Genomic DNA, 21,005 nt, shown 5'->3' with positions numbered 1-21,005 from the left:
ACGACCCTATCGCCTGGCCGCGAGCGCCTCTATGCCGCCGAACGTCCCCCTGACGGCCGCCGTCCTCGGCGGCATGCCCAAGGACAGGTCGGGCGTGGCCTCGGGCATGCTCAACGTCTCGCGGGAGGTGTTCGGCCTGCTCGGCATCACGGTGCTGGGAGCCCTGCTGACCTCCAGGCAGGGCGCCGGGGACCTGCCGCCGCTGCCGGCCTTCCTCGACGCCTACCGGTTCACGCTGGTCGTCGCCGCGGTCATCGTCCTGGCGGGGATCCCGGTCGCGCTCTACTCGCTGCGCGACCGGGAGACGCCCCCCGAACCTCAGGCGGCCGCCCCGGTCACCGTGGGGTCCTCGAACTGAGTCCGGTACAGCTCCTCGTAGCGGCCGCCGGCGGCGAGCAGCTCGGCGTGGGTGCCGCGCTCGACCACGCGGCCGTCCTCGATCACGAGGATCACGTCGGCGGCCCGGATCGTGGAGAGCCGGTGCGCGATCACCACGGCGGTCCTGCCTTCGAGCGCCTCGCCCAGCGCCGCCTGCACGGCCGCCTCGGAGGTGGAGTCGAGGGCCGCGGTGGCCTCGTCCAGGATCACCACCCGCGGCCTGGCCAGCAGCAGGCGGGCGATGGTCAGCCGCTGGCGCTCCCCGCCCGACAGCCGGTAGCCGCGCTCGCCCACGACCGTGTCGAGGCCGTCGGGCAACGACTCGATGAGCGTGGCCAGCCGGGCCCGGGTGAGCGCGTCCCAGACCTCCTCCTCGCTCGCCTCCGGCCTGGCCAGCAGCAGGTTGGCCCGGATCGTCTCGTGGAAGAGGTGGCCGTCCTGGGTGACCATGCCGAGCGTGGCGCGGATGGAGTCGGCGCTCAGGTCGCGTACGTCCACCCCGCCGAGCCGTACGGCGCCGGAGTCGACGTCGTACAGCCGGGGAAGGAGCTGGGCGATCGTGGACTTGCCCGCCCCCGACGAGCCGACCAGCGCCACCATCTGCCCCGGCTCGGCCCGGAACGAGACGCCGTGCAGCACCTCGACCCCGCCGCGCGAGTCCAGCGTGGCGACCTCCTCCAGCGAGGCCAGCGAGACCTTGTCGGCCGAGGGGTAGGCGAAGCGCACGTCGTCGAACTCCACCGAGACGGGCCCCTCGGGCACCTCCCGGGCGTCGGGCTTGTCCTGGATGAGCGGCTTGAGGTCGAGCACCTCGAAGACGCGCTCGAAGCTGACGACCGCGCTCATCACGTCCACGCGGGCGCTGGCCAGGGCGGTCAGGGGCGCGTACAGGCGGGTGAGCAGCATGGCCATCGACACCAGCGCGCCGGGGGCGAGCTGGCCGCGCAGGGCGTAGAAGCCGCCCAGGCCGTACACCAGGGCCAGGGCCAGCGCCGACACCAGCGTCAGCGCGGTCACGAAGGCCGACTGGGTCATGGCCGAGCGCACCCCGATGTCGCGCACCCGCCGCGCCCGGCCGGCGAACTCCGCCGACTCGTGCGCCGGCCGGCCGAACAGCTTCACCAGCGTCGCGCCCGGCGCCGAGAAGCGCTCGGTCATCTGCGTGCCCATGGCCGCGTTGTGATCGGCCGCCTCGCGCCGCAGCCGGGCGATCCGGACGCCCATGCGCCGGGCCGGCAGCACGAACACCGGCAGGAGCAGCAGCGCCAGCAGCGTGATCTGCCAGGAGATGCCGATCATCGCGACGAGCGTCAGCATGAGCGTCACGACGTTGCCCGCCACGCCCGACAGCGTGTCGGTGAAGGCCCGCTGCGCCCCGATCACGTCGTTGTTCAGGCGGCTGACCAGCGCTCCCGTGCGGGTTCTGGTGAAGAAGGCGATCGGCATCCGCTGCACGTGGTCGAAGACGGCCGTACGCAGGTCGAGGATCAGGCTCTCCCCCAGCCCCGCCGACAACCACCGGTTCAGCAGCCCGAGCCCCGCCTCCGCGATCGCCAGGCCGGCGATCAGCAGCGCCACCACGACGACCACCTGGAGCGGCTCGCCGGTGAAGATGGCGTCCACCACCCGGCCGGCGAGCAGCGGCGCCCCCACCGCCAGGGTCGCCATCACCACGCTGAGCACCAGGAACAGCGTCAGCCTGCGGCGGTGCGGGCGCGCGAACCCGCCGATGCGCCGCAGCGTCGCCCTGGATACAGAGCGACGCTGCGGCTGGTTGTTCATCGAGTAAAGCTGGTGCCAGGCGGTCACTTCCATGCTCATGGCACGGACGCTATGCCCTCAAGTTAAGTTGAGGTCAAGCGCCGATCTTCTTGCCGGCACCGTGCCAGACCACGGCCACCGACGGGCGCGGCTGGCTGCCCTCGCCGTCGGGCCACCGGCTGCTGGGGCTCTCGGGGGTGGCGTCGTCGGTCTCGCCCGGGTGCTGCACCGCCACGAAGACGCTGCGCTGGTCCTCGGTGACGAGCGGGCCGCAGGTCTCGGCGCCGACCGGCACGGTGAGGAACTGGCGCAGGTGGCCGCGCTCCTTACCCTTGACCGGCATCACGAACAGGCCGTCGTTGGTGAGGAACGCGTTGCCGTCCGTGGAGATCCACAGGTTCCCGTCCTTGTCGAACGTGACGTTGTCCGGGCAGGAGATCCGGGAGACCTTGGTCTTGTCGTAGCCGGCGAAGTACGTGGCCGGGTCGCTCGGGTCGCCGCAGACCAGCGGGAGCGACCAGGCGAACGTCTTCTCGCCCGCGTCGTTGTGCCGCTCCACGATCTCCAGGACGTGGCCGTGCTTGTTAGACGGGCGCGGGTTGGCCTCGTCCACCTGGGCCGCGGTGCGGTTGCTGTTGTTGGTCAGGGCCACGTAGACGCCGCCGGTGACCGGGTTGCGCTCGACGTCCTCAGGGCGGTCCATCTTCGTCGCGCCGCCGTCCACCTTGTCGGCGGCCGTACGGGTGTAGACGAGCACCTCGGCGGCGGTCATGCCGTCCACGAACGACTTGTTGCCCGAGACCAGCGGGAGCCACTTGCCGGAGCCGTCGAACTCGCCGTCGGAGGGCAGCTTGCCGGAGCCGTCGATCTCGGTGGCCGGGCTGTCACCGGTGAACTTGGCCACGTACAGCGTGCCCTCGTCCAGCAGCGTCCTGTTGTGCCGGTCGAATCCGGGGATGTAGCGGTCCTTCGAGACGAACTTGTAGATGTACTCGAAGCGCGAGTCGTCACCCATGTAGACGACCAGGCGGCCGTCGCGGGCCAGCGTCGTGGTGGCGGCCTCGTGGGCGAAGCGGCCGAGCGCGGTGCGCTTGATCGGCGTCGAGTCGGGGTCGAACGGGTCGATCTCCACGATCCACCCGAACCTGTTGACCTCGTTCGGGTGCTTGGCCAGGTCGAAACGCTCCTCGATCCGGTCGAACCGGCGGTTGTCCGACGGGGTGCCGATCGTGATCGCGTAGCGGGTGATGTACGGCTTCTGCGCCTCAGGCACCTTGTCGCCGTTGACGAAGTACTGGTTGAAGTTCTCCTCGGCGGTCAGCACCGTACCCCACGGGGTGGTGCCGCCCGCGCAGTTGTTCAGCATGCCGAGGGGCGTGCGGCCCTTGGGGTCGGCGGCCGTCTTGAGCAGGTCGCTGCCGGCGGCGGGCCCGCTGAAGGTCATCCTGGTCTGGGCGGTGATGCGCCGGTTGTAGCGGCGGCGGCCCTTGGTGACGAGCTTCCACTCACCGCTGCCGCCGGAGCGCTCGATCTCCACGACCGAGCCGCCGTGCGCGGCCAGTCCGATCTTGAGCTGCTCCTCGGTGGCCGTCGCGCCACTGGTGTAGCCGCGGAACATCAGGCTCTCGTCGCTGTACTCGTGGTTGACCCACAGCAGCGCCCGGTCCCGGCCCATCGGGAACAACGTCACGTAGTCGCAGTTGTAGCCGAACTGCTTGCTCTGCGCGTCCGCGGTCTGGTTCTCGAAGTCGAACTTCGGCGCGCCGGGCAGCACCGGGTCACCCCAGCGCACGACCACGGAGGACTTGTAGCCCTCCGGGACGCGCAACGCGTCTTCCGTGTTCGGCGGCACGGGAGTGAAACGGAGGTCTCCGCTGCCGCCACCGTGCCATCCACCCTTCGCGGCGGCGGTCTCGGGCTCGTCGGCCAGGGCCGGCGCGGCCCCCGCCACGCCCACACCCGCCACAAGAGCGCCGAGCGCGCCGGCGCGCAGCACGCCACGCCGCGACAACGCCTCCTTCACCACATCGCCGAAGTAGGCGTTGCCGGTGGTGTTGGCCACGTCATGCGCGCACGCGTTGCCGCAGCGGAACTGACAGGTCAGCGCGGAACGGCCACCTTTGTGCGGGGTGGAGAGCAGCGGTAGCAGCCGTCCTCCCGCGTTGGGGTTCGCCACAGGTCCTCCATAAATGTGCGCGGTTGTACGGCGGGGAGGCTACGGTCGTCGTCGAAACCCGAGGTGAACGACGACCTCCGTCGCGATGAACGCTGCCCGGGAGACAATGGTGGGGTGCCGCCACGCAAGATGGACCCGGAAAAGCTGAGATCAGCGCTCGACGCCCAACTCGTCGCCCTCGACGAGCCTCCCTACGACGGCCCCGCGTCCGCCCTGCCCGGCGCGCTCGTGGCCGCCGTGCTGGCCGCCTACGACCGGGGGCTGCAGCCGGAGCGCGACGCGGCCAGGCAGGCCGTGCGCCATCTGCTGGAGCGGCTGGCGAGCGCCGCGCCCGGAAGGACGGTCGAGGTGCGCGTGCCGCCGTACGCCGCCGTACAGGCGATCGCCGGGCCCCGTCACACGCGCGGCACCCCGCCCAACGTCGTCGAGATGGACGGGCGCACCTGGATCGAGCTCGCGCTCGGCCGCCTGACGTGGGACGAGGCCCACGCCAAGGGCGCGATCTCCGCCAGCGGCTCCCGGGCCGACCTGTCAGCCCACCTGCCGCTCTAGCGGGTGCCGCTCATCCAGGGAAACCTCTCCTCGAAGCACCGGTCGGCGAGCTCGCCGGGCAGGTAGGCGCATTCCTGGACCACGTTCCAGAACCACACGGCCACGATCGCGAAGAGGATCAGCGACAGGACGCTGATCACGATTCCGGCGATGGCGCGGCCCTTGCCGACGTGCTTGGCCAGGGCCACGCAGCCGAAGACGATCGACAGGATGGCGGTGATCAGGCCGGTGAAGCAGACGAACACGAGGAAGGGGCTGGCCACGCCGAGGACGAGCGAGGCGGTGGCCAGGCCGCTGCCGAGCTGCTGCGGCCGGTACTGCGGGGTCGGGATCCCGTAGGGGGCTCCCGGAGGAGGTGGCGGCGGGTAGCCGGGCGGGCCGCCGTACGGGCTGGAGGGCGTGGTGCCCGGCACGGTCGGCTCCTGGTCCGGTCGCGGTGCGTAGGCGCCCGGCGTGCCCTGGTACGGCGGCGTGGGGCGCGGCTGCTCCCCCTGGTCGCCCTGCTCGTAGCGGGAGGGCGTCTGCCGGGGCGGCTGCTCCTCGTCCTCCCGCGGGGCGCCTCCCCAGCCGGGGTAGGACGGGGTGGCGCCGGGGATCGGGTACGCCTGGGTCGTCTCGGCGTCGCTCGGCCTCGGGGTCTCCGGCGAGGTCGGCAGGTCGGGATGGGTGGGCTCACCGGTCGGCCTGGGCTCGTGCGTCGGCGGCACGTCGGGCCGCGGCACCACGGGCGGCACGGGCGCGATCGGCTCCTCCTCACCCGGCTCCCTGCCACCCGGCCGCTCGCTGGGCCGCTCACCGGGCCGCTCACCGGGCCGCTCGCTGGGCCGCTCACCGGGCCGCTCACCGGGCCGCTCGCTGGGCCGCTCGCTGGGCCGCTCGCTGGGCCGCTCGCTGGGCCGCTCGCTGGGCCGCTCACCGGGCCGTTCGCCGGGCCCCTCACCGGGCTCCCCGTCGCCGGGCCGCTCGGACCGCTCGGGCGGACGCTCGTCCTCCTCCAGCGTCCCTTCGCTCCACCACTCGGGCTGGTGCTGCGGGGGTGCGGGACGGGGTTCGCCCTCCTCGGGGCGGCCTTCGCGCGGGTCCTGCCCCGGACGGGGCTCGTTCGGGTCCCCAGGTGTGGTCACGTCTGCGTCTCCCGACGGGTCAGCATGCCGGATACTTCACCCTTTCGCGGAAGCCATCCGCTAAACCGCGCGACACGGTAAGAGGGTGCTCATCCTTGGGTCACCATGCGCCAAAGCGGCAGGCGGAGGGCAAGATGAGTGCATGCTGGACGAGACCCTGACGTACGCGCTGATCAAGGTCATGAAGACGCACCGCAACCAGCTCGCCGCGGCGCTGGTCCCGCTCGGCCTGCACGTGGGCCAGGAGTTGCTGCTCAACCAGCTGTGGCGGGAGGACGGCCTGACGCAGGGCGAGCTGATCGCCAGGCTCGGCGTCGAGCCCCCGACCGTCACGAAGACCCTCCAGCGGCTGGAGCGCGCGGGCCTCGTCTACCGCGCCCCCGACCGCGAGCGGCCCCGGGTGGGCCGGGTGCACCTCACCGACGCGGGCAAGGCGCTGCGCCGGCCGGTGGAGGAGATCTGGAACCGGCTCGACCAGGACCTGCTGCGGGGCTTCACCGCCGAGGAGCGCGACCTGCTCACCCGTCTCATCCGTGCCATGCCTCACAGTCGCTTTCACTCCTAGCGAAACGCCCTTGCCGTCCGGGGCCGACTCCTATTAGCTGGCTAATTAGTCGGCTAATAGGAGACTTGAGATGCACGTATTGATAACCGGTGGATCGTCCGGCATCGGCGCCGCCACCGCGCTCGCGTACGCCAGGACCGGCGCGCGGGTCACGATCACCTACAACACGGGGGCCGACCGGGCGGCCGAGGTCGTCAAGCGGATCGAGGCGGAGGGCGGCCGGGGCGCGGCCGTACACCTGGACCTGGAGGACCACGCCACCATCGCCCCCGCCGTCGCCGAGACGGGCCCCGTGGACGCGCTCGTCGCCAACGCCGTGCGCTGGGGGAACGTCCTGCCGGGCAGCGTCCCCTTCGAGGGCGTCCCGGCCGCCGAGTGGTCGGCCATGATGCACGCCAACGTGGTCGGCAACGCGCTGCTGGTCCAGGCCGTGCTGCCCGAGATGCGGCGCAGGGGCTGGGGCCGGATCGTGTTCGTGTCGTCCGGCATCGGCGAGGAGGGGGTGCCGGGGCCGGGCGCGTACGGCACCGCGAAGATGGCCCTGCACGGCATGGCCCGCGCCCTGGCCTGGGAGGCCGGCAAGGACGGCATCCTGGTCAACGTGGCCGTCGCCGGCCTCACGATCACCGGCGTACGCCCGTTCCCGCAGGAGCTCCTCGACCGGCTCGCCGCCCGCACGCCCAGCCGCCGGCTCTCGACGGCCGACGACATGGCCGCGCTCATCCTCTTCCTCGGCTCCGAGGCCAACCGCAACCTGACGGGCGAAGTGCTCCGCGACGGATCGAATGCGGGCAGGTCAGCCCATGCCCTCTGATATCGCCCCCGGGTGTGCGAGCACAGAAGCCGTCAACCTAGACTGAGGCATGTGCTGAAGGGCGACGGCCGACTCGGCCATGACCTGGACCCCAACGACCGCGCACCTAAAGATGCCTGTGGCGTCTTCGGCGTCTGGGCTCCGGGCGAGGAAGTTTCCAAACTCACCTACTACGGGCTGTACGCGTTGCAGCACCGCGGTCAGGAGTCCGCGGGCATCGCGGTCAGCGAGGGCAGCCGCATCCTCGTCTACAAGGACATGGGCCTCGTCGCCCAGGTCTTCGACGAGTCGGTGCTCAGCACCCTGCGCGGCCACCTGGCCGTCGGTCACTGCCGCTACTCCACGACCGGATCCAGCGTGTGGGAGAACGCTCAGCCCACGCTGAGCTCCACCGACGTCGGCGGCCTGGCGCTCGCCCACAACGGCAACCTCATCAACACTCCCGAGCTGGCCCAGCGCCTGGCTCCGGGCTCCACCCGCGCCACCACCGACACCGAGGTCCTGACCACGCTGCTCGCGCAGGACCGCAGCCGCTCCATCGAAGACTCGGCCGCCGAGCTGCTCCCGCAGGTCAAGGGCGCCTACTCGCTGGTCTTCATGGACGAGAAGACCCTCTACGCCGCCCGCGACCCGCAGGGCATCCGCCCGATGGTCCTGGGCCGCCTGGAGCGCGGCTGGGTGGTGGCCTCCGAGACGGCGGCGCTCGACATCGTGGGCGCCACGTTCGTCCGCGAGATCGAGCCCGGCGAGCTGCTCACCATCGACGAGCGCGGCGTCAGGTCCCGCCGCTTCGCGCTGGCCGAGCCGAAGGGCTGCCTGTTCGAGTACGTCTACCTCGCCCGCCCCGACACCACCATCGCCGGGCGCGGCGTGCAGGTCACCCGGGTCGAGGTCGGCCGCGAGCTGGCCCGCGAGCACCCGGTGGAGGCCGATCTGGTCATCCCCACGCCGGAGTCCGGCACCCCCGCCGCCGTGGGCTACGCCCAGGAGAGCGGGATCCCCTACGGCCAGGGCCTGGTGAAGAACTCCTACGTGGGCCGCACGTTCATCCAGCCCTCGCAGACCATCCGCCAGCTCGGCATCCGGCTCAAGCTCAACCCGCTGCGCGAGGTCGTGGAGGGCAAGCGGCTGGTGGTCGTGGACGACTCGATCGTGCGCGGCAACACCCAGCGGGCGATCGTCAGGATGTTGCGCGAGGCGGGGGCGCGCGAGGTGCACGTACGCATCTCCTCCCCGCCCGTGGCCTGGCCGTGCTTCTACGGCATCGACTTCGCCACCAGGGCGGAGCTGATCGCGGGCTCGCTGACGGTCGAGGAGATCCGGGCCTCGCTCGGTGCCGACACGCTCGGCTACATCTCCCTGGAGGGCCTGACCAAGGCCACCACCATCCCCGCCGAGCGCCTCTGCCGGGCCTGCTTCGACGGCTCGTACCCGATCCCCATCGACCAGGACAACGTGGGCAAGTTCGTGTTGGAGAGCAAAGCGTGAGCACCTATGAGGCCGCCGGGGTCGACATCGAGGCCGGGGAGCGTGCCGTCGCCCTGATGAAGGACAAGGTGGCGCGCTCGCGGCGGCCCGAGGTGGTCGACGACGCCAGCGGCTTCGCGGGCCTGTTCGACGCCTCCGCCCTGCTGCGTTACCGGCGCCCGCTGCTGGCCTCCTCCACGGACGGCGTGGGCACCAAGGTCATGATCGCCCAGCGGTACGGCAAGCACGACACGATCGGCATCGACCTGGTCGGCATGGTCCTCGACGACCTCGTGGTCTGCGGGGCCGAGCCGCTGTTCATGACCGACTACATCGCCTGCGGGAAGCTGGTGCCCGAGCGCATCGCCGAGATCGTCGGCGGCGTGGCCGAGGGCTGCCGCCTGGCCGGGGCCGCGCTGGTGGGCGGCGAGACGGCCGAGCACCCTGGGGCGATGGGGCCGGACGAATACGACCTGGCGGGCGCCGGCACCGGCGTGGTGGAGGCCTCCGCCATGCTCGGCCCGTCGCGGGTGAGCGCCGGTGACGTGGTGCTGGGGATGGCGTCCTCCGGGGTGCACTCCAACGGCTACTCGCTGGTGCGCCACGTGCTGCGCGAGGCCTCGCTCTCCCTCGACACCGTGCTGCCCGAGCTGGGGCGGGCGCTCGGCGAGGAGCTGCTGGAGCCCACCCGGATCTACTCGCTCGACTGCCTGGAGCTGGCCAGGGCGGTCGACGTGCACGCCTACGCGCACATCACCGGCGGCGGCATCGAGAACAACCTCTCGCGCTCGCTGCCCGCGCACCTCGACGCGCTGCTGGACCGGGCCTCCTGGACGCCGCACGCGATCTTCGGGGTGCTGGCCGGCTACGGCCGGATCGCCCAGCGGGACATGGACCGGACGTTCAACCTCGGGGTCGGGATGGCCGCCGTGGTGGCCGCCGACTCGGCGGACGAGGCGATCAGGGTGCTGGCCGGCCGGGGCCTGGACGCCTGGGTGCTGGGCGAGATCGTCCCCGGCGAGGGCCGGGCCCGCTACCGCTGACCTCACGCGTCGGCACGCGCTGCCGCCGCCGGTCGCCCACGGGCGGATCACGTGGATTTGTGCCGCTGGTAATAGCGCGCCACGCGGACCCGGTTGCCGCACAGGTCCGGTGAGCACCAGCGGCGGCGCGGGTGGGCCGGCAGGAAGAGCATCCGGCAGTCCGGCGCCTCGCAGCCCCGCACCTTGCCCACGTTCGGGTCGGTGAGCAGGGCCAGCGCGGCCTCGGCCAGCTCCGTGAGCAGGCGGGTCACTGGCGTGCCGTCCCGCCGGCTGCCGCGCGCGAGCACGGCGCCCCGCGCCTCCATGCACGGGTACGCCGGCGCGCTCCGCAGAGCCTCGTTGAGCGCGGCCACCGACCCGGGCGGCGGCGGGGTCGCCTGCCGCACCGCCTCCAGCGTCGCCACCACATGTCCCCGCAGTTCACGCACCGCGGCCAGGTCCGGCGGCCCGAGACGGGCCTCGGGCACCGTGAGCCGGCCGGACTGCCGCTCCAGCCACGCGTGGAAGTCGTCCACCTCGTCCAGGGCGTCGTAGTCGGCCCCCGAGGGCAGGCGGGCACGCGTGTTCACCAGATCAAGCGCCAGCGGCTCACCTGTCAGCAACTCCATGCCCTAATGCTACATGCGGGGATTGACACATTAGGTGGGTCTCGCGCTATAACTAATGCCTCCTCACCGAGAAGAGGCATGTGGCATGGACATTCCGCAGGTCCGGCATGGGTTCGTGGACGTCGGCGACGTACAGGTCTTCTACCGGGAGGCCGGGCCCGCCGACGGCGAGCCGGTGTTGCTGCTGCACGGATTCCCGTCGGCGTCACACCAGTACCGGCGGCTCATGGACGCGCTGGGCGGCGGCCGGCACCGGCTGATCGCGCCCGACTACCCCGGGTCCGGGCACACGCGGGCACCCGAGGGCTTCTCCTACTCCTTCGAGCGGCTCGCCGACGTCATGGAGGGGTTCGTGGAGCGGGCCGGGCTCGCGCCTTTCGTGCTGTACGCCTTCGACTTCGGCGGGCCGGTCGGGTTCCGGCTGGCCACGCGGCACCCGGAGTGGATCTCGGCGCTGATCGTGCAGAACGCCAACGCCTACGAGGAGGGGCTGTCGGAGCTCGCCAGAAAGACGATCCACGCCCCGGCCAGGGACCTGGGCGGGCTGTTCACCCTGCCCGCCACGCGCGGCCAGTACGAGGACGGCACCACCGACCCCTCGCTGGTCTCACCCGACGGCTGGACGCTCGACCAGCACTTCCTGGACCTGCCCGGACGGAAGGAGGCACAGCTCGCCCTGGCGCTGGACTACCGGAGCAACGTGCGGCTCTATCCCGCCTGGCAGGCATGGCTGCGCCGGCACCGGCCGCCCACGCTGGTGCTGTGGGGCCGGGGCGATGCGATCTTCCTCGAGCCGGGCGCCCACGCCTACCGGCGGGACCTGCCCGAGGCGGAGGTGCGCGTGTTCGACACGGGACACTTCGCGCTGGAGGAGAAGCTGCCCGAGATCGCCCCTGTCATCGAGGCCTTCCTCAACCGCCCGACCACGTGACGAAAGCCCCACGGTTACCCGTGGGGCCCGACGAGCGTGAGCGAGGATCCGGCACCCTTCGCCGGGTCCTCGGCCACGTCAACCGAAACGGCTATCGGCGACCGGACGTACGGCCGTCGTCGTCGTCTCCGGTCCCATAGTCATCGGCGTAATCGGCATAGCGATCCGCCAGCTCATCATTGAGGTCGTCGGCGTCGTCATTGCGGCTGGAGTCTCCGACCCCGAGTTCGTCGCGAAGACGGTCAAGATCCGTGCCACCGCTGTTGTACTTCAGCTGGCGAGCAACCTTGACCTGCTTGGCCTTTGCTCGGCCGCGCCCCATTGGCTCGACCCCCTCGTGTGGGGTCGTCCCCGACCCCTCGTCGCTAACGCACCACACACTGACGCCGCCTGACTTTGGGCGTCAGCCTATCGTTCGCCTATTACCGTACCTGTTTTGTGCCCAGCTCGGTACGTCGTATGGGCGCGGGGCGTCAGTGGCCTAGCCAAATGCCCCGAATACGCCCGACTTCCGACATTCTGCGCTCGGCCAGCCTATCCGCTGCGACCGCGGGAGGAACGCCCTCGTCGGCCGCGATCCCGAAGATCTTCAGAGTCGTGTCATAGATCTGGGTCGCCTTCGACCTGGCACGATCCATGTCGAAGCCCTCGATCTCGTCCGCGACCTGGATCACGCCTCCGGAATTGACGACATAGTCGGGCGCGTACAGGATCCCCCGCTCGGCGAGTTGCTTCTCGACGCCGGGGTGGGCGAGCTGGTTGTTCGCCGCGCCGCAGACGATCTTCGCCCGGAGCTCGGCCACCGTGACGTCGTCGAGCGCGCCGCCGAGCGCGCAGGGCGCGAAGACGTCGATGTCGGACGTCATCAGGGCTCGCGCGTCGGCCACCACGTCGACCTCGGGACGGCGCAGCCGCACCCGCTCCACCGCCTTGGGGTTCACGTCGCAGATCACCACCTCGGCGCCGTCCTCGCGCAGGAGCTCGACCAGGCGGTGGCCCACCTTGCCGACCCCTTCGACGCCGACCCTCCTGCCGTGCAGCGACGGCGTGCCGTACACCCGCTCGGCCGAGGCCCGCATGCCCTGGAACACGCCGAACGCCGTGAGGATCGAGGAGTCACCCGCGCCGCCGTGGGCGAGCGAGCGGCCGGTCACGAAGCGCGACTCGCGGGCGATGACGTCCATGTCCTCGCTGTAGGTGCCCACGTCGCAGGCGGTGACGTAGCGCCCGCCGAGCGACTGGACGAATCTGCCGTAGGCGCGCAGCAGCGCCTCGCTCTTGTCGCGGGCCGGGTCGCCGATGATGACGGCCTTGCCCCCGCCGTGGTCGAGGCCGGCCAGCGCGTTCTTGTAGGCCATGCCCTTGGCCAGGTTGAGCACGTCGGCCAGGGCCGCCTGCTCGCTCTCGTACGGATAGAACCTCGTGCCTCCAAGGGCCGGGCCCAGCGCCGTGTTGTGGATGGCGATGATGGCTCGAAGGCCGCTCTGCTCGTCAGCGCAGAAAACGACCTGCTCGTGGGCGTCTTTGTGGGACGCTCCGAAGACGTCGGTCACGGTAGTGACTCCCTGTCCGGTCCGCCGCTCCGTCGCGGGCGGAGATCACCTCACAGAGTAGTAAGCCACAACGATGCACGCAGGTTCGCTTCGTGACACGATGCCTCCGTGCTGCCCTATGCCGCCTACCTCCGTGTCTATGAGCCACTGACCGCGTTCGCCGAGTCCGAGCGCAAGGTGTGGGCCGACTATGCCGACTCGCGTGACCGCCCTCGGCGCGCGAACGCGCTCAATGCGGAGCATGGCGAGTCCGTCATGCGCCTGCTCGGCATGCCCCCTCAACCCGTTCCCGCCCAGGAGAGCCCCAACGCCTATCTGCGGCGTGTTGAGGACCGCCTGTACGTGTGTCCTTGGCAGACCCGTTTGCGTTCGTGGCTGGCGTTCTCACGGCTTCGTGGCACCACACCTGTGAAACTGATGGACCACCTCGTGCCCAAGACGATCGCCGACCAGACGGCCGACGACTTCGACCGGTACAAGCGGAAGGCCGGTTCGGCCGCGTTGCGCACGCACATTCGCACCACGGCGTGGCATGTGCCGCCATCGTGGTTCGTGCCGTTTGATGGAAACGAGCGCTGGCTGGTGCTCGGCTCCGCGAACCCGGGACAGGACGTGACCACCACTACGGGGCGTAATCTGATCTACGTCACCTCCATGGCACAGGCCAGGAGGCGGGCGGCGCGCGCCCTCAACGTGCTGCGCCGCCACTTGGGCGACGTCTCGGCCAACTTCGACGTGGAGGACATCGCCAGGTGGCTGGAGGAGTTCCACCCGCACTCGCTGGTGGAGCTCGACTACGGCGGGCTCGTGCACCTCATGGACGACGACGCGCTGCAGGCCGACCAGTCCGTCGCCGAGCTCTCGGCGGCCCTGACGGGCCTGGACACGGGTCAAGAAGAACTTGCCTACGCCATGTACCAGAGGGTCATCCTGCGGTGGAAGTCAATGCAACTGCTGGAATCTGCCAACTGAACCCCAATACGGCCGTCTGACCTGCATGAGTAGGTCACGTCTCGCGGCTGCTCTCTTCTGCGAACTGAGTAGTTTGCCGTTTTCACTGCGATACCACGAACCGTGTCGCTAGAATCACCGAGCGTGACATCGCCACGGGGGCGGGCAGTTGGGTCAAAGAAGGGCTCGCCAATCGCTCTGCGTGGCGGTATGGTCACATCGGGTGATGCCGCATATGGCTCAGAAAAGCCGCACGCTCTGCGCCATAGGGGGACATCCGTGACACGCGCAAAGGCAGTCACAGGATCGCTAAGCCGGTCCACACGGAGGAGAGGCCGCACAAATGTCAGCTCGTACACCCGAGGCCGAGCCACTGCTCACGCCCGCTGAGGTCGCGACCATGTTCAGGGTCGACCCCAAGACCGTTACGCGGTGGGCCAAGGCGGGCAAGTTGACGTCGATTCGTACCCTCGGCGGTCATCGGCGTTACCGGGAGACCGAGGTTCGCGCACTGCTCGCGGGGATTCCGCAGCAGCGTTCCGAGTAGCTGGAGGGTCGTCACGGACCTCAGGGGGGTTTGAAGGGGTGGACCAGGCCGTCAGTGGGCAGGGTCCACCGCTGTGACGACTTGACGTCGCACGGGAAGTTGGCGCCGCCCGCCCGGCGCCACTCTTCCCACCGCTTCCGTCGCCGTGCCGGATCTTCCGGCGCTACGCCAGCTGATCGAGCAGCCTGGCGACGTCGCCGTCGTGGGCGGCGGCGACACCGAGCAGCGCGACCATGTGCTCGACCAGCAGCTTCTCGAGGGTCGGCCGCTCGATGTCGCGATGTTCCAGCCAGTCGAGGCCGGCGGTCTCGACGGAGGCGATCCACGACCGCAGAGTCGTGCGAAGCACCGGGCTCGGCTCTTCGACGCCCATTTGCTTCTGGATGAGGCGGAACAACCGTCGGCGCACGCCGTCGACGATCTCGCCCACCTCACCGGTCCTGTTGGCCGGGCCGCCGCGCAGGAGCGCGGCGAAGCCGGCGGCGTGCTCCTCGACGAAGTCGAAGTAGCGCTTGAGCCCGGAGGCCAGCTCGTCGAGCGGGCGGCCGCCCTCGTGCGGGCGCAGCCGGGACTCCAGCTGATCCGCCGCGCTCCTCAGCGCGGCCACGTAGAGCTCCTGCTTGCCGCCGAAGTAGTGATAGACCAGGGCCCGCGAAGCTCCCGCCGCCGAGGCCACGTCGTCGATCGAGACGTCTTCCGCGTCGCGGGTGCTGAACAGCTCCAGCGCCGCCGCCATGAGCTCTTCCCGACGCCGGTCCACGCTGAGCCTGCGCCGTGCCGGCCGTGCCGTCTCGGCTGACTTCCCGGGTGTCACACCTGCACATTATCCGACGCCGTACCCAATAGCTGACGTGCGACTGTGCAGTCAATATCCGCCTTTGGGGACGGAGGTTAAGCCAATCCGTAACGAAGGCCGTACCCTGCGGCTAACTCGATCGTTTGGTCAGACAGGTGCCCATATCCGCATCGCGGGGGAGACACATGTCAGGACCGCCCGTCAACACTTCAACCATCGCTGAGCTCAGAGAGGTAGACGCACTGCCTCGGCCCAGACCGACCATCCGTAACGTCGCCGAACGAGCCGGCGTGTCCAAATCGCTGGTCTCTCTCGTGCTGCGCGGATCCCCGCACGTGAGCGAGCACCGGCGCCAGGCCGTGCTGCAGGCCGCCCGCGAGCTCGGCTACCGGCCGAACGCGGTCGCGCGGAGCCTGGTGGAAGGCCGTACGCATCTGGTCGGCGCGCTCGTGGCCGACCTGCACAACCCGTTCTACGCCGAGTTCCTCGACGGTCTGCAGGAGAGCCTGCACGGCGACGGCCTGCGCATGCTGATCGGGAACAGCCAGTGGGACCCCGCGTTCGAGGACGAGGCCGTGGAGGCCTTCCTCGAGCTCAGGGTCGACGGGCTGGTCCTGCTCGGCATCGCGCCGACCAGCGAGACGCTGATCGAGGCCACCGCCTACACCCCGACCGTCGTCGTAGGGGAACGTGACATCGAGCTCGACGGCGTCGACATCGTGGTCGACGACGACCAGCTCGGCGCCCGCCTGGCCATCGACCACCTGGTCGAGCACGGCCACAAGCGGATCGCGCACATCGAGGGCCGGCGGTCGTCGCGCTGCGAGGGTTACCTCGTGGCGATGCGCAGGCACTCGCTGGCGCCCTACATCATGGTCGAGGCCGCGGACTCGACCGAGGACGGCGGCAGGGAGGCGGCGATCGCGCTGCTGAGCCGCGACCCCAGGCCCACGGCGATCTTCGCCGCCAATGACGTGGTCGCGCTCGGCGTGCTCTCCGCCGCGAGCGAGCTGGGCCTGCGCGTCCCCGAAGACCTCTCGGTGGTGGGCTACGACAACACGCACCTGTCGGCCTCCCGCCAGATCTCGCTCACCTCGGTCGACCAGCCTCGCCGGACCATGGGCAGGTCGGCGGCCGCGCTGCTGAGCGACCGGATCGGAGATCCGGCCAAGGGCGCGCGCCTGCGGGAGGTGCGTCCTGAGCTGATCGTGCGACGAAGCACGGGTCCGGTCTAAGAGCCGGTTAAAGCTGGGTCAAGCCGTGTGGAGGCGCGGCCGCACGGCGGTTTACTCGTCAGGGTCATGCTAATTGTGGCCGGATTCGGTCCGGTCACGATCTGATCCAGGGGGAACAGTCATGCGTGATCCGGAACTGGTGTCCTGCGCCCAGCGCGCGGCCGCCGAGCTCGAACGCGCCTGGGGACACTGGCGGGCGGGCAGGGGGCGGGGCACCGATGGCGGCGCGGAGTCGGTCGCCAGCTATGTCGCCCACTCGCTCGACCATCCGTGGGGCCGCCCCCGCGTCGTTCTCGGCCTCGACGCCGAGGACGCGCGGGAGCTGGCCGCCCTGCTCGAACGGCAGGAGGTCGGCGAACACGTCTGGTGAGGACGTACGGCTGGCGCCCTGCGCCACGCTTGGTATAAGACGGGCTTGAGCTCCTGGTTTGCCGTAAGTTGGACGGCATGCGTGCTCTACCAGCCACAGTCCTCGCCGTTTGCGGCCTGATCGCCTCCGCGTGTGGCGGCACCGGCTCCGGTGGCGCCGCGGCAGGTCAGGCCGCCCCCGCGACCGCGGCGGGGCAGGCTTCTCCCTCCTCCGCCACCGCGAAGGAGGCGCCGCCGGCGGCCAAGCCGCTCGACGGCAAGGTCATCGTCATCGATCCCGGCCACAACGGCGCCAACTACCGCAACCCGAAGGTGATCAACCGCCAGGTCGACGTGCTGACCCAGAAGAAGGCCTGCGACACGACCGGCACCTCCACGAACAGCGGCTACAGCGAGGCCGCCTTCACGTGGGACGTCTCGAACCGGATGGTCAGGATCCTCGAACGCCGGGGCGCCACGGTCAAGCTGACCAGGACCAGCAACAACGGCGTCGGCCCGTGCATCACGGAGCGGGCCGCGATCGGCAACGCGGCCAGGGCGGACGCGGCGATCTCCGTGCACGCCGACGGCTCCGCGCCGGGCAACCACGGCTTCCACGTCATCATGCCCAGGAAGATCAACGGGCCGGTGGACAAGGTGGTGGGCGCCTCCAGCGAGCTCGGGATCGCCGTGCGCGACGCGTACCGGAAGGGCACGGGGATCGCCTACTCCACCTACATCGGCCGCAAGGCGCTCGACTACCGCAACGACCTCGGCGGGCTCAACCTGTCCACGGTGCCGAAGGTCTTCATCGAGACCGGCAACATGCGCAACGCCGGTGACGCGGCCAAGCTGCAGAGCCCGGCGTTCCGGCAGAAGATCGCCCTGGCGCTGGCGAACGGATTGCAGCACTATCTCGAAGCATGATTCCTCGTCCAGAGCTGCTCGCTGATCTTTCCGCTTCCTACGTGCTGACCTCGGGCGCGACGGTGTCCGGCGACCTGGTCGACGCCGTACGCCTGGCGCTTCCCGGGCTCGACCTCCGTCCCGGCGACTCGGGCGAGATCGACGTCCGGCGGGATCCGGGGCTGGGCGAGGAGGCGTACCGGCTGGCTGTGGGGTCGCGGGGCGTGGAGATCGTGGCCGGCGGGCGGGCGGGGGCGTTCTACGCGGCGCAGTCGCTGCACCAGTTGCTGCCCGACGCCTCCTACCGGTTCTCCGAGGGCTCGTCGTGGCCCGTTCCGGGGGTGCGGATCGAGGACGCGCCGCGCTTCGCCTGGCGGGGGCTGCACCTGGACGTGGCGCGGCACTTCTTCCCCAAGCGGGAGATCCTCCGCCTGATCGACCTGATGGCGATGCACAAGCTCAACCGGCTGCACCTGCACCTGGTGGACGACCAGGGGTGGCGGGTGGAGAGCCGGGCCTACCCGCTGCTGCACGAGGTGTCCTCGCACCGGCCGCGGACGGCGACCAACTACTACCGCGAGCCGGACGCGTACGACGACGTCCCGCACGGCGGCTACTACACGCTGGACGACCTGGCCGAGATGGGCGCGTACGCCCGCTCCCGCTGCGTCACGATCGTCCCCGAGATCGACGTGCCGGGGCACGCGTCGGCGATCCTGGCGGCCTACCCGGCGTTCGGGGCCACCGGGGAGCGGCACGACGTGCTCGACCGCTGGGGCATCTCCCCCGCGATCCTGTCGCCGCTGCCGCCGACCGTGGAGTTCCTGACCACGATCTTCGACGAGCTGATCGGCGCCCTGGGCGAGGCCCCGTACGTGCACATCGGCGGCGACGAGGTCGTGCTCGACCACTGGGCGGCCTCGGCGGAGATCGGCGCCTACCGCGCGTCGCTCGGGCTGGAGACGGCCAACGACCTGCAGGCGTGGTTCCTGCGGCAGCTGGCGGACGCGCTGGCCGAGCGGGGCGCGCGCGCCGTGGTGTGGGACGAGGCGTTCGTCAGCGGCGGGCTGCGGCAGGACACGATCGTCATGCCGTGGCGCGGCATGGGCGTGGGCCGGCGGGCGGCCGCCGCCGGGCACGACGTGGTGGCGACGCCGGTGTTCCCGCTGTACTTCGACTACGCCGAGGCCTCCTCCCCCGACGAGCCGATGGCCATCGGGGACGCGATCACGGTGGCGGACGTGGCGGCGTTCGAGCCGGCGCCGGCCGACTGGACGGAGGAGGAGCGGGCGCGCGTCATGGGCGTGCAGGCGCAGCTCTGGACCGAGCGGGTACCGGACGCGCGTACGGTGGACTATCGCCTGTGGCCCCGGGCCTGCGCGCTGGCGGAGGTGGCCTGGGCGGGCCCCGGACCGTCGGGCTTCGACGAGCGGCTGGCGGAGCACCTCGGGCGGCTGGACGCCATCGGGGTCGAATATCGTCCCCAGGCGGGGCCGCACCCCTGGCAGCGGCGGCGGCCGCACCGGCCCAGCGGGGTACGGGTCGTGGACGTGATGGCCCGCATCGACGAGATGACGCACGACGCCGAGTCGACCCGGCCCAGCATGTGACGCCTAGAAGGCCGGGCGGTCGTTGAGTATGCGCTGGAACAGGTGGTGGTCCTGCCACCGGCCGTCGATCTCGAGGTAGTGCCGGGCGGTGCCGTACCGTTCGAAGCCGCACTTGAGCAGGACGCTCTGGGAGGCCAGGTTGTCGACCAGGGTGCTCGCCGCGATCCGGTGCAGGCCCAGCTCCTGGTCGGCCAGCCGGCACACCTCCTGCGTGCCCCTGGTGGCCAGGCCGCGGCCGGTGTAGCCGGCGTCCGTCCAGTAGCCGAGGTCGGCGCTGAGCCACGGGCCCCTGACGATGTTGCTGAGCGTCATGCGGCCCACGACGCGGTCGCCGTCGGCGAGCACCCACGCCACCGCCTGGCCCGCGGCCTGCTGCGCGAGCAGGCTCTTGAGGCGTTCGGCCTGGCCCGGCAGGGTGTAGAACTCCTCGGGCCGGCGGGGCTCCCAGCGCTTGAGGTGGTCGCGGTTGCGGAGGTAGGCGGCGAGCAGGGGCTCCGCGTCGTGCTCGGTCGCCGGGCGGAGTGTGACGTCGCCCGCGAGCACCACTTGTTCGATCATTCGTCCCACGATAGGAGATGCTTCGGGCGTCACGCCGTGCGGCCGATGGCCTCCGTGATGGACTTGAGGCCGTGGCGGCGTACGCGGCGCTGGAGTTGCCGGTGGATGCGCGCGGCCCAGAAGGGGCCGCCGTAGATCCAGCCCGTGTAGCCCTGGACCAGGGTCGCGCCCGCGAGGATGCGCTCCCAGACGTCGTCCACGTCCTCCACGCCGCCCGCCGACACCAGCGTGAGGCGGTCGCCGACCTTGGCGCGCAGGCGCCGCAGGACCTCCAGGGAGCGGCCCTTGAGCGGCCGGCCCGACAGGCCGCCGGTCTCGCCGCCGTGCCTGATCGTGGTGTTGGTCGCGATGATGCCGTCGAGGCCCAGCTCCATGGCCAGCTCGGCGACCGCGTCGACGTCCTCGTCGGCCAGGTCGGGGGCGATCTTGACCAGCAGCGGGGTGCGGCGGGGCGTGGCGTCGGCCACCTCCTTGACCGCGGTGAGCAGCGGGCGCAGCAGCGAGACCGCCTGCAGGTTGCGCAGCCCGGGCGTGTTGGGCGAGCTGACGTTGACCACCAGGTAGTCGGCCAGCGGGGCCAGGGCCTTGGCGCTGGCCACGTAGTCGGCCGCGGCCTCGGCCTCCGGGATCACCTTGGTCTTGCCGATGTTCACCCCGACCACGACCGGCACGCCGCGCGGGCGGCGCAGCCGGCGGGCGGCGGCGAGCGCGCCGGAGTTGTTGAAGCCCATCCGGTTGATCACCGCCCGCTCCCGTACCAGCCGGAACAGGCGGGGGCGCGGGTTGCCCGGCTGGCCGTGGGCGGTGATGGTGCCGACCTCGACGTGGCTGAAGCCGAGCGCGGCGACGGCCTCCGCGCAGGCGGCGTCCTTGTCGAAGCCGGCGGCCAGCCCGAGCGGGCCGGGGAAGTGCACGCCGAACGCGGTCACCCGCAGGGCCGGGTCGTGCGGCGCGAGCACCCGGTGCAGCAGCCGCTTGATCAGCGGCAGCCGGGCGAGGAGCGCCAGGGCGCTCACGGTGAGTTGGTGCACGGCCTCGGCGTCGAAACGCCGCAAGACCTGCGAGAACACGAGGTGATACAT

General features: G+C 70.9%; 22 protein-coding genes. 13 read left to right on the top strand and 9 right to left on the bottom strand.

The window, feature by feature from the left end; translation table 11 throughout:
• Positions 1–31 precede the first annotated feature (31 nt).
• The gene (locus ACBJ59_RS55135; RefSeq protein ID WP_375117988.1) at positions 32–358 is read left to right on the top strand and encodes a hypothetical protein; all 327 of its coding nucleotides are present in this window, start codon (positions 32–34) and stop codon (positions 356–358) included.
• Here ACBJ59_RS55135 and ACBJ59_RS55130 read toward each other — a convergent pair.
• The gene (locus ACBJ59_RS55130) at positions 319–2,199 is read right to left on the bottom strand and encodes an ABC transporter ATP-binding protein (protein ID WP_375117987.1); all 1,881 of its coding nucleotides are present in this window, start codon (positions 2,197–2,199) and stop codon (positions 319–321) included. The two genes, ACBJ59_RS55135 and ACBJ59_RS55130, sit on opposite strands and share 40 nt — an antisense overlap.
• A gap of 34 nt (positions 2,200–2,233) precedes the next feature.
• Complete coding sequence (locus ACBJ59_RS55125; protein WP_375117986.1) at positions 2,234–4,315, bottom strand: PhoX family phosphatase; 2,082 nt, start codon at positions 4,313–4,315, stop codon at positions 2,234–2,236.
• Between the two features lie 114 nt (positions 4,316–4,429).
• Between ACBJ59_RS55125 and ACBJ59_RS55120 the strand changes: the two genes are divergently transcribed.
• Positions 4,430–4,867: a sterol carrier family protein gene (locus ACBJ59_RS55120; RefSeq protein WP_375117985.1), complete on the top strand. Its 438-nt coding sequence runs from the start codon at positions 4,430–4,432 to the stop codon at positions 4,865–4,867.
• Here ACBJ59_RS55120 and ACBJ59_RS55115 read toward each other — a convergent pair.
• The gene (locus ACBJ59_RS55115) at positions 4,864–5,991 is read right to left on the bottom strand and encodes a hypothetical protein (RefSeq protein ID WP_375117984.1); all 1,128 of its coding nucleotides are present in this window, start codon (positions 5,989–5,991) and stop codon (positions 4,864–4,866) included. The genes ACBJ59_RS55120 and ACBJ59_RS55115 overlap by 4 nt on opposite strands.
• A gap of 142 nt (positions 5,992–6,133) precedes the next feature.
• Here ACBJ59_RS55115 and ACBJ59_RS55110 point away from each other — a divergent pair, with 142 nt between their 5' ends.
• From ACBJ59_RS55110 to purM, 4 genes are all read left to right on the top strand, one after another.
• On the top strand, positions 6,134–6,556 hold the full coding sequence (locus ACBJ59_RS55110; protein ID WP_375117983.1) for a MarR family winged helix-turn-helix transcriptional regulator: 423 nt from the start codon (positions 6,134–6,136) through the stop codon (positions 6,554–6,556).
• A 70-nt stretch (positions 6,557–6,626) separates the two neighbouring features.
• Positions 6,627–7,370: an SDR family NAD(P)-dependent oxidoreductase gene (locus ACBJ59_RS55105; protein WP_375117982.1), complete on the top strand. Its 744-nt coding sequence runs from the start codon at positions 6,627–6,629 to the stop codon at positions 7,368–7,370.
• Between the two features lie 51 nt (positions 7,371–7,421).
• Positions 7,422–8,858 carry an amidophosphoribosyltransferase gene (gene purF, locus ACBJ59_RS55100; protein WP_375117981.1) on the top strand — a complete coding sequence of 479 codons (1,437 nt, stop codon included), beginning with the start codon at positions 7,422–7,424 and terminating at the stop codon, positions 8,856–8,858.
• Positions 8,855–9,880: a phosphoribosylformylglycinamidine cyclo-ligase gene (gene purM / locus ACBJ59_RS55095; protein WP_375117980.1), complete on the top strand. Its 1,026-nt coding sequence runs from the start codon at positions 8,855–8,857 to the stop codon at positions 9,878–9,880. Before purF ends, purM begins: the two co-directional genes overlap by 4 nt.
• 47 nt (positions 9,881–9,927) lie before the next feature.
• Here purM and ACBJ59_RS55090 read toward each other — a convergent pair whose 3' ends face one another.
• Entirely contained in the window at positions 9,928–10,488 is a 561-nt protein-coding gene (locus ACBJ59_RS55090) for a CGNR zinc finger domain-containing protein (protein ID WP_375117979.1), read from the bottom strand.
• 85 nt (positions 10,489–10,573) lie between these two features.
• On the opposite strand from ACBJ59_RS55090, the gene ACBJ59_RS55085 reads away from it, so the two are divergent.
• Entirely contained in the window at positions 10,574–11,419 is an 846-nt protein-coding gene (locus ACBJ59_RS55085; RefSeq protein WP_375117978.1) for an alpha/beta fold hydrolase, read from the top strand.
• Positions 11,420–11,510: 91 nt separating this feature from the next.
• Here ACBJ59_RS55085 and ACBJ59_RS55080 read toward each other — a convergent pair whose 3' ends face one another.
• The gene (locus ACBJ59_RS55080) at positions 11,511–11,741 is read right to left on the bottom strand and encodes a DUF3073 domain-containing protein (RefSeq protein WP_364124497.1); all 231 of its coding nucleotides are present in this window, start codon (positions 11,739–11,741) and stop codon (positions 11,511–11,513) included.
• A gap of 151 nt (positions 11,742–11,892) precedes the next feature.
• A complete protein-coding gene (locus tag ACBJ59_RS55075) occupies positions 11,893–12,972 on the bottom strand; it encodes a Glu/Leu/Phe/Val dehydrogenase (RefSeq protein ID WP_375117977.1) in 1,080 nt (359 codons plus the stop codon).
• A gap of 108 nt (positions 12,973–13,080) precedes the next feature.
• On the opposite strand from ACBJ59_RS55075, the gene ACBJ59_RS55070 reads away from it, so the two are divergent.
• Entirely contained in the window at positions 13,081–13,944 is an 864-nt protein-coding gene (locus ACBJ59_RS55070) for a hypothetical protein (RefSeq protein ID WP_364124503.1), read from the top strand.
• 322 nt (positions 13,945–14,266) lie between these two features.
• The gene (gene bldC / locus ACBJ59_RS55065; protein ID WP_013133571.1) at positions 14,267–14,470 is read left to right on the top strand and encodes a developmental transcriptional regulator BldC; all 204 of its coding nucleotides are present in this window, start codon (positions 14,267–14,269) and stop codon (positions 14,468–14,470) included.
• Between the two features lie 163 nt (positions 14,471–14,633).
• Here bldC and ACBJ59_RS55060 read toward each other — a convergent pair whose 3' ends face one another.
• A complete protein-coding gene (locus ACBJ59_RS55060; protein ID WP_364124506.1) occupies positions 14,634–15,284 on the bottom strand; it encodes a TetR/AcrR family transcriptional regulator in 651 nt (216 codons plus the stop codon).
• 167 nt (positions 15,285–15,451) lie between these two features.
• On the opposite strand from ACBJ59_RS55060, the gene ACBJ59_RS55055 reads away from it, so the two are divergent.
• The 4 genes from ACBJ59_RS55055 to ACBJ59_RS55040 all read left to right on the top strand — a co-directional run bounded on the left by ACBJ59_RS55055 (position 15,452) and on the right by ACBJ59_RS55040 (position 19,365).
• Positions 15,452–16,501, top strand: coding sequence for a LacI family DNA-binding transcriptional regulator (locus ACBJ59_RS55055; protein WP_375117976.1), 1,050 nt, complete (start codon positions 15,452–15,454; stop codon positions 16,499–16,501).
• 121 nt (positions 16,502–16,622) lie between these two features.
• Positions 16,623–16,871, top strand: coding sequence for a hypothetical protein (locus tag ACBJ59_RS55050; RefSeq protein WP_364124509.1), 249 nt, complete (start codon positions 16,623–16,625; stop codon positions 16,869–16,871).
• A gap of 77 nt (positions 16,872–16,948) precedes the next feature.
• Positions 16,949–17,776, top strand: a complete 828-nt coding sequence (locus tag ACBJ59_RS55045) for an N-acetylmuramoyl-L-alanine amidase (RefSeq protein ID WP_375117975.1) — start codon at positions 16,949–16,951, stop codon at positions 17,774–17,776.
• Positions 17,773–19,365 carry a beta-N-acetylhexosaminidase gene (locus tag ACBJ59_RS55040; RefSeq protein WP_375117974.1) on the top strand — a complete coding sequence of 531 codons (1,593 nt, stop codon included), beginning with the start codon at positions 17,773–17,775 and terminating at the stop codon, positions 19,363–19,365. The genes ACBJ59_RS55045 and ACBJ59_RS55040 overlap by 4 nt, the downstream gene beginning before the upstream one ends.
• A 3-nt stretch (positions 19,366–19,368) precedes the next feature.
• Here ACBJ59_RS55040 and ACBJ59_RS55035 read toward each other — a convergent pair whose 3' ends face one another.
• On the bottom strand, positions 19,369–19,923 hold the full coding sequence (locus ACBJ59_RS55035; protein ID WP_375117973.1) for a GNAT family N-acetyltransferase: 555 nt from the start codon (positions 19,921–19,923) through the stop codon (positions 19,369–19,371).
• Positions 19,924–19,952: 29 nt separating this feature from the next.
• Positions 19,953–21,005 carry a quinone-dependent dihydroorotate dehydrogenase gene (locus tag ACBJ59_RS55030; protein WP_375117972.1) on the bottom strand — a complete coding sequence of 351 codons (1,053 nt, stop codon included), beginning with the start codon at positions 21,003–21,005 and terminating at the stop codon, positions 19,953–19,955.

The sequence above is a fragment of the Nonomuraea sp. MTCD27 genome (assembly GCF_041950495.1).
Lineage (GTDB): Bacteria > Actinomycetota > Actinomycetes > Streptosporangiales > Streptosporangiaceae > Nonomuraea.
This window is presented reverse-complemented; position numbering and strand designations above follow the sequence as displayed.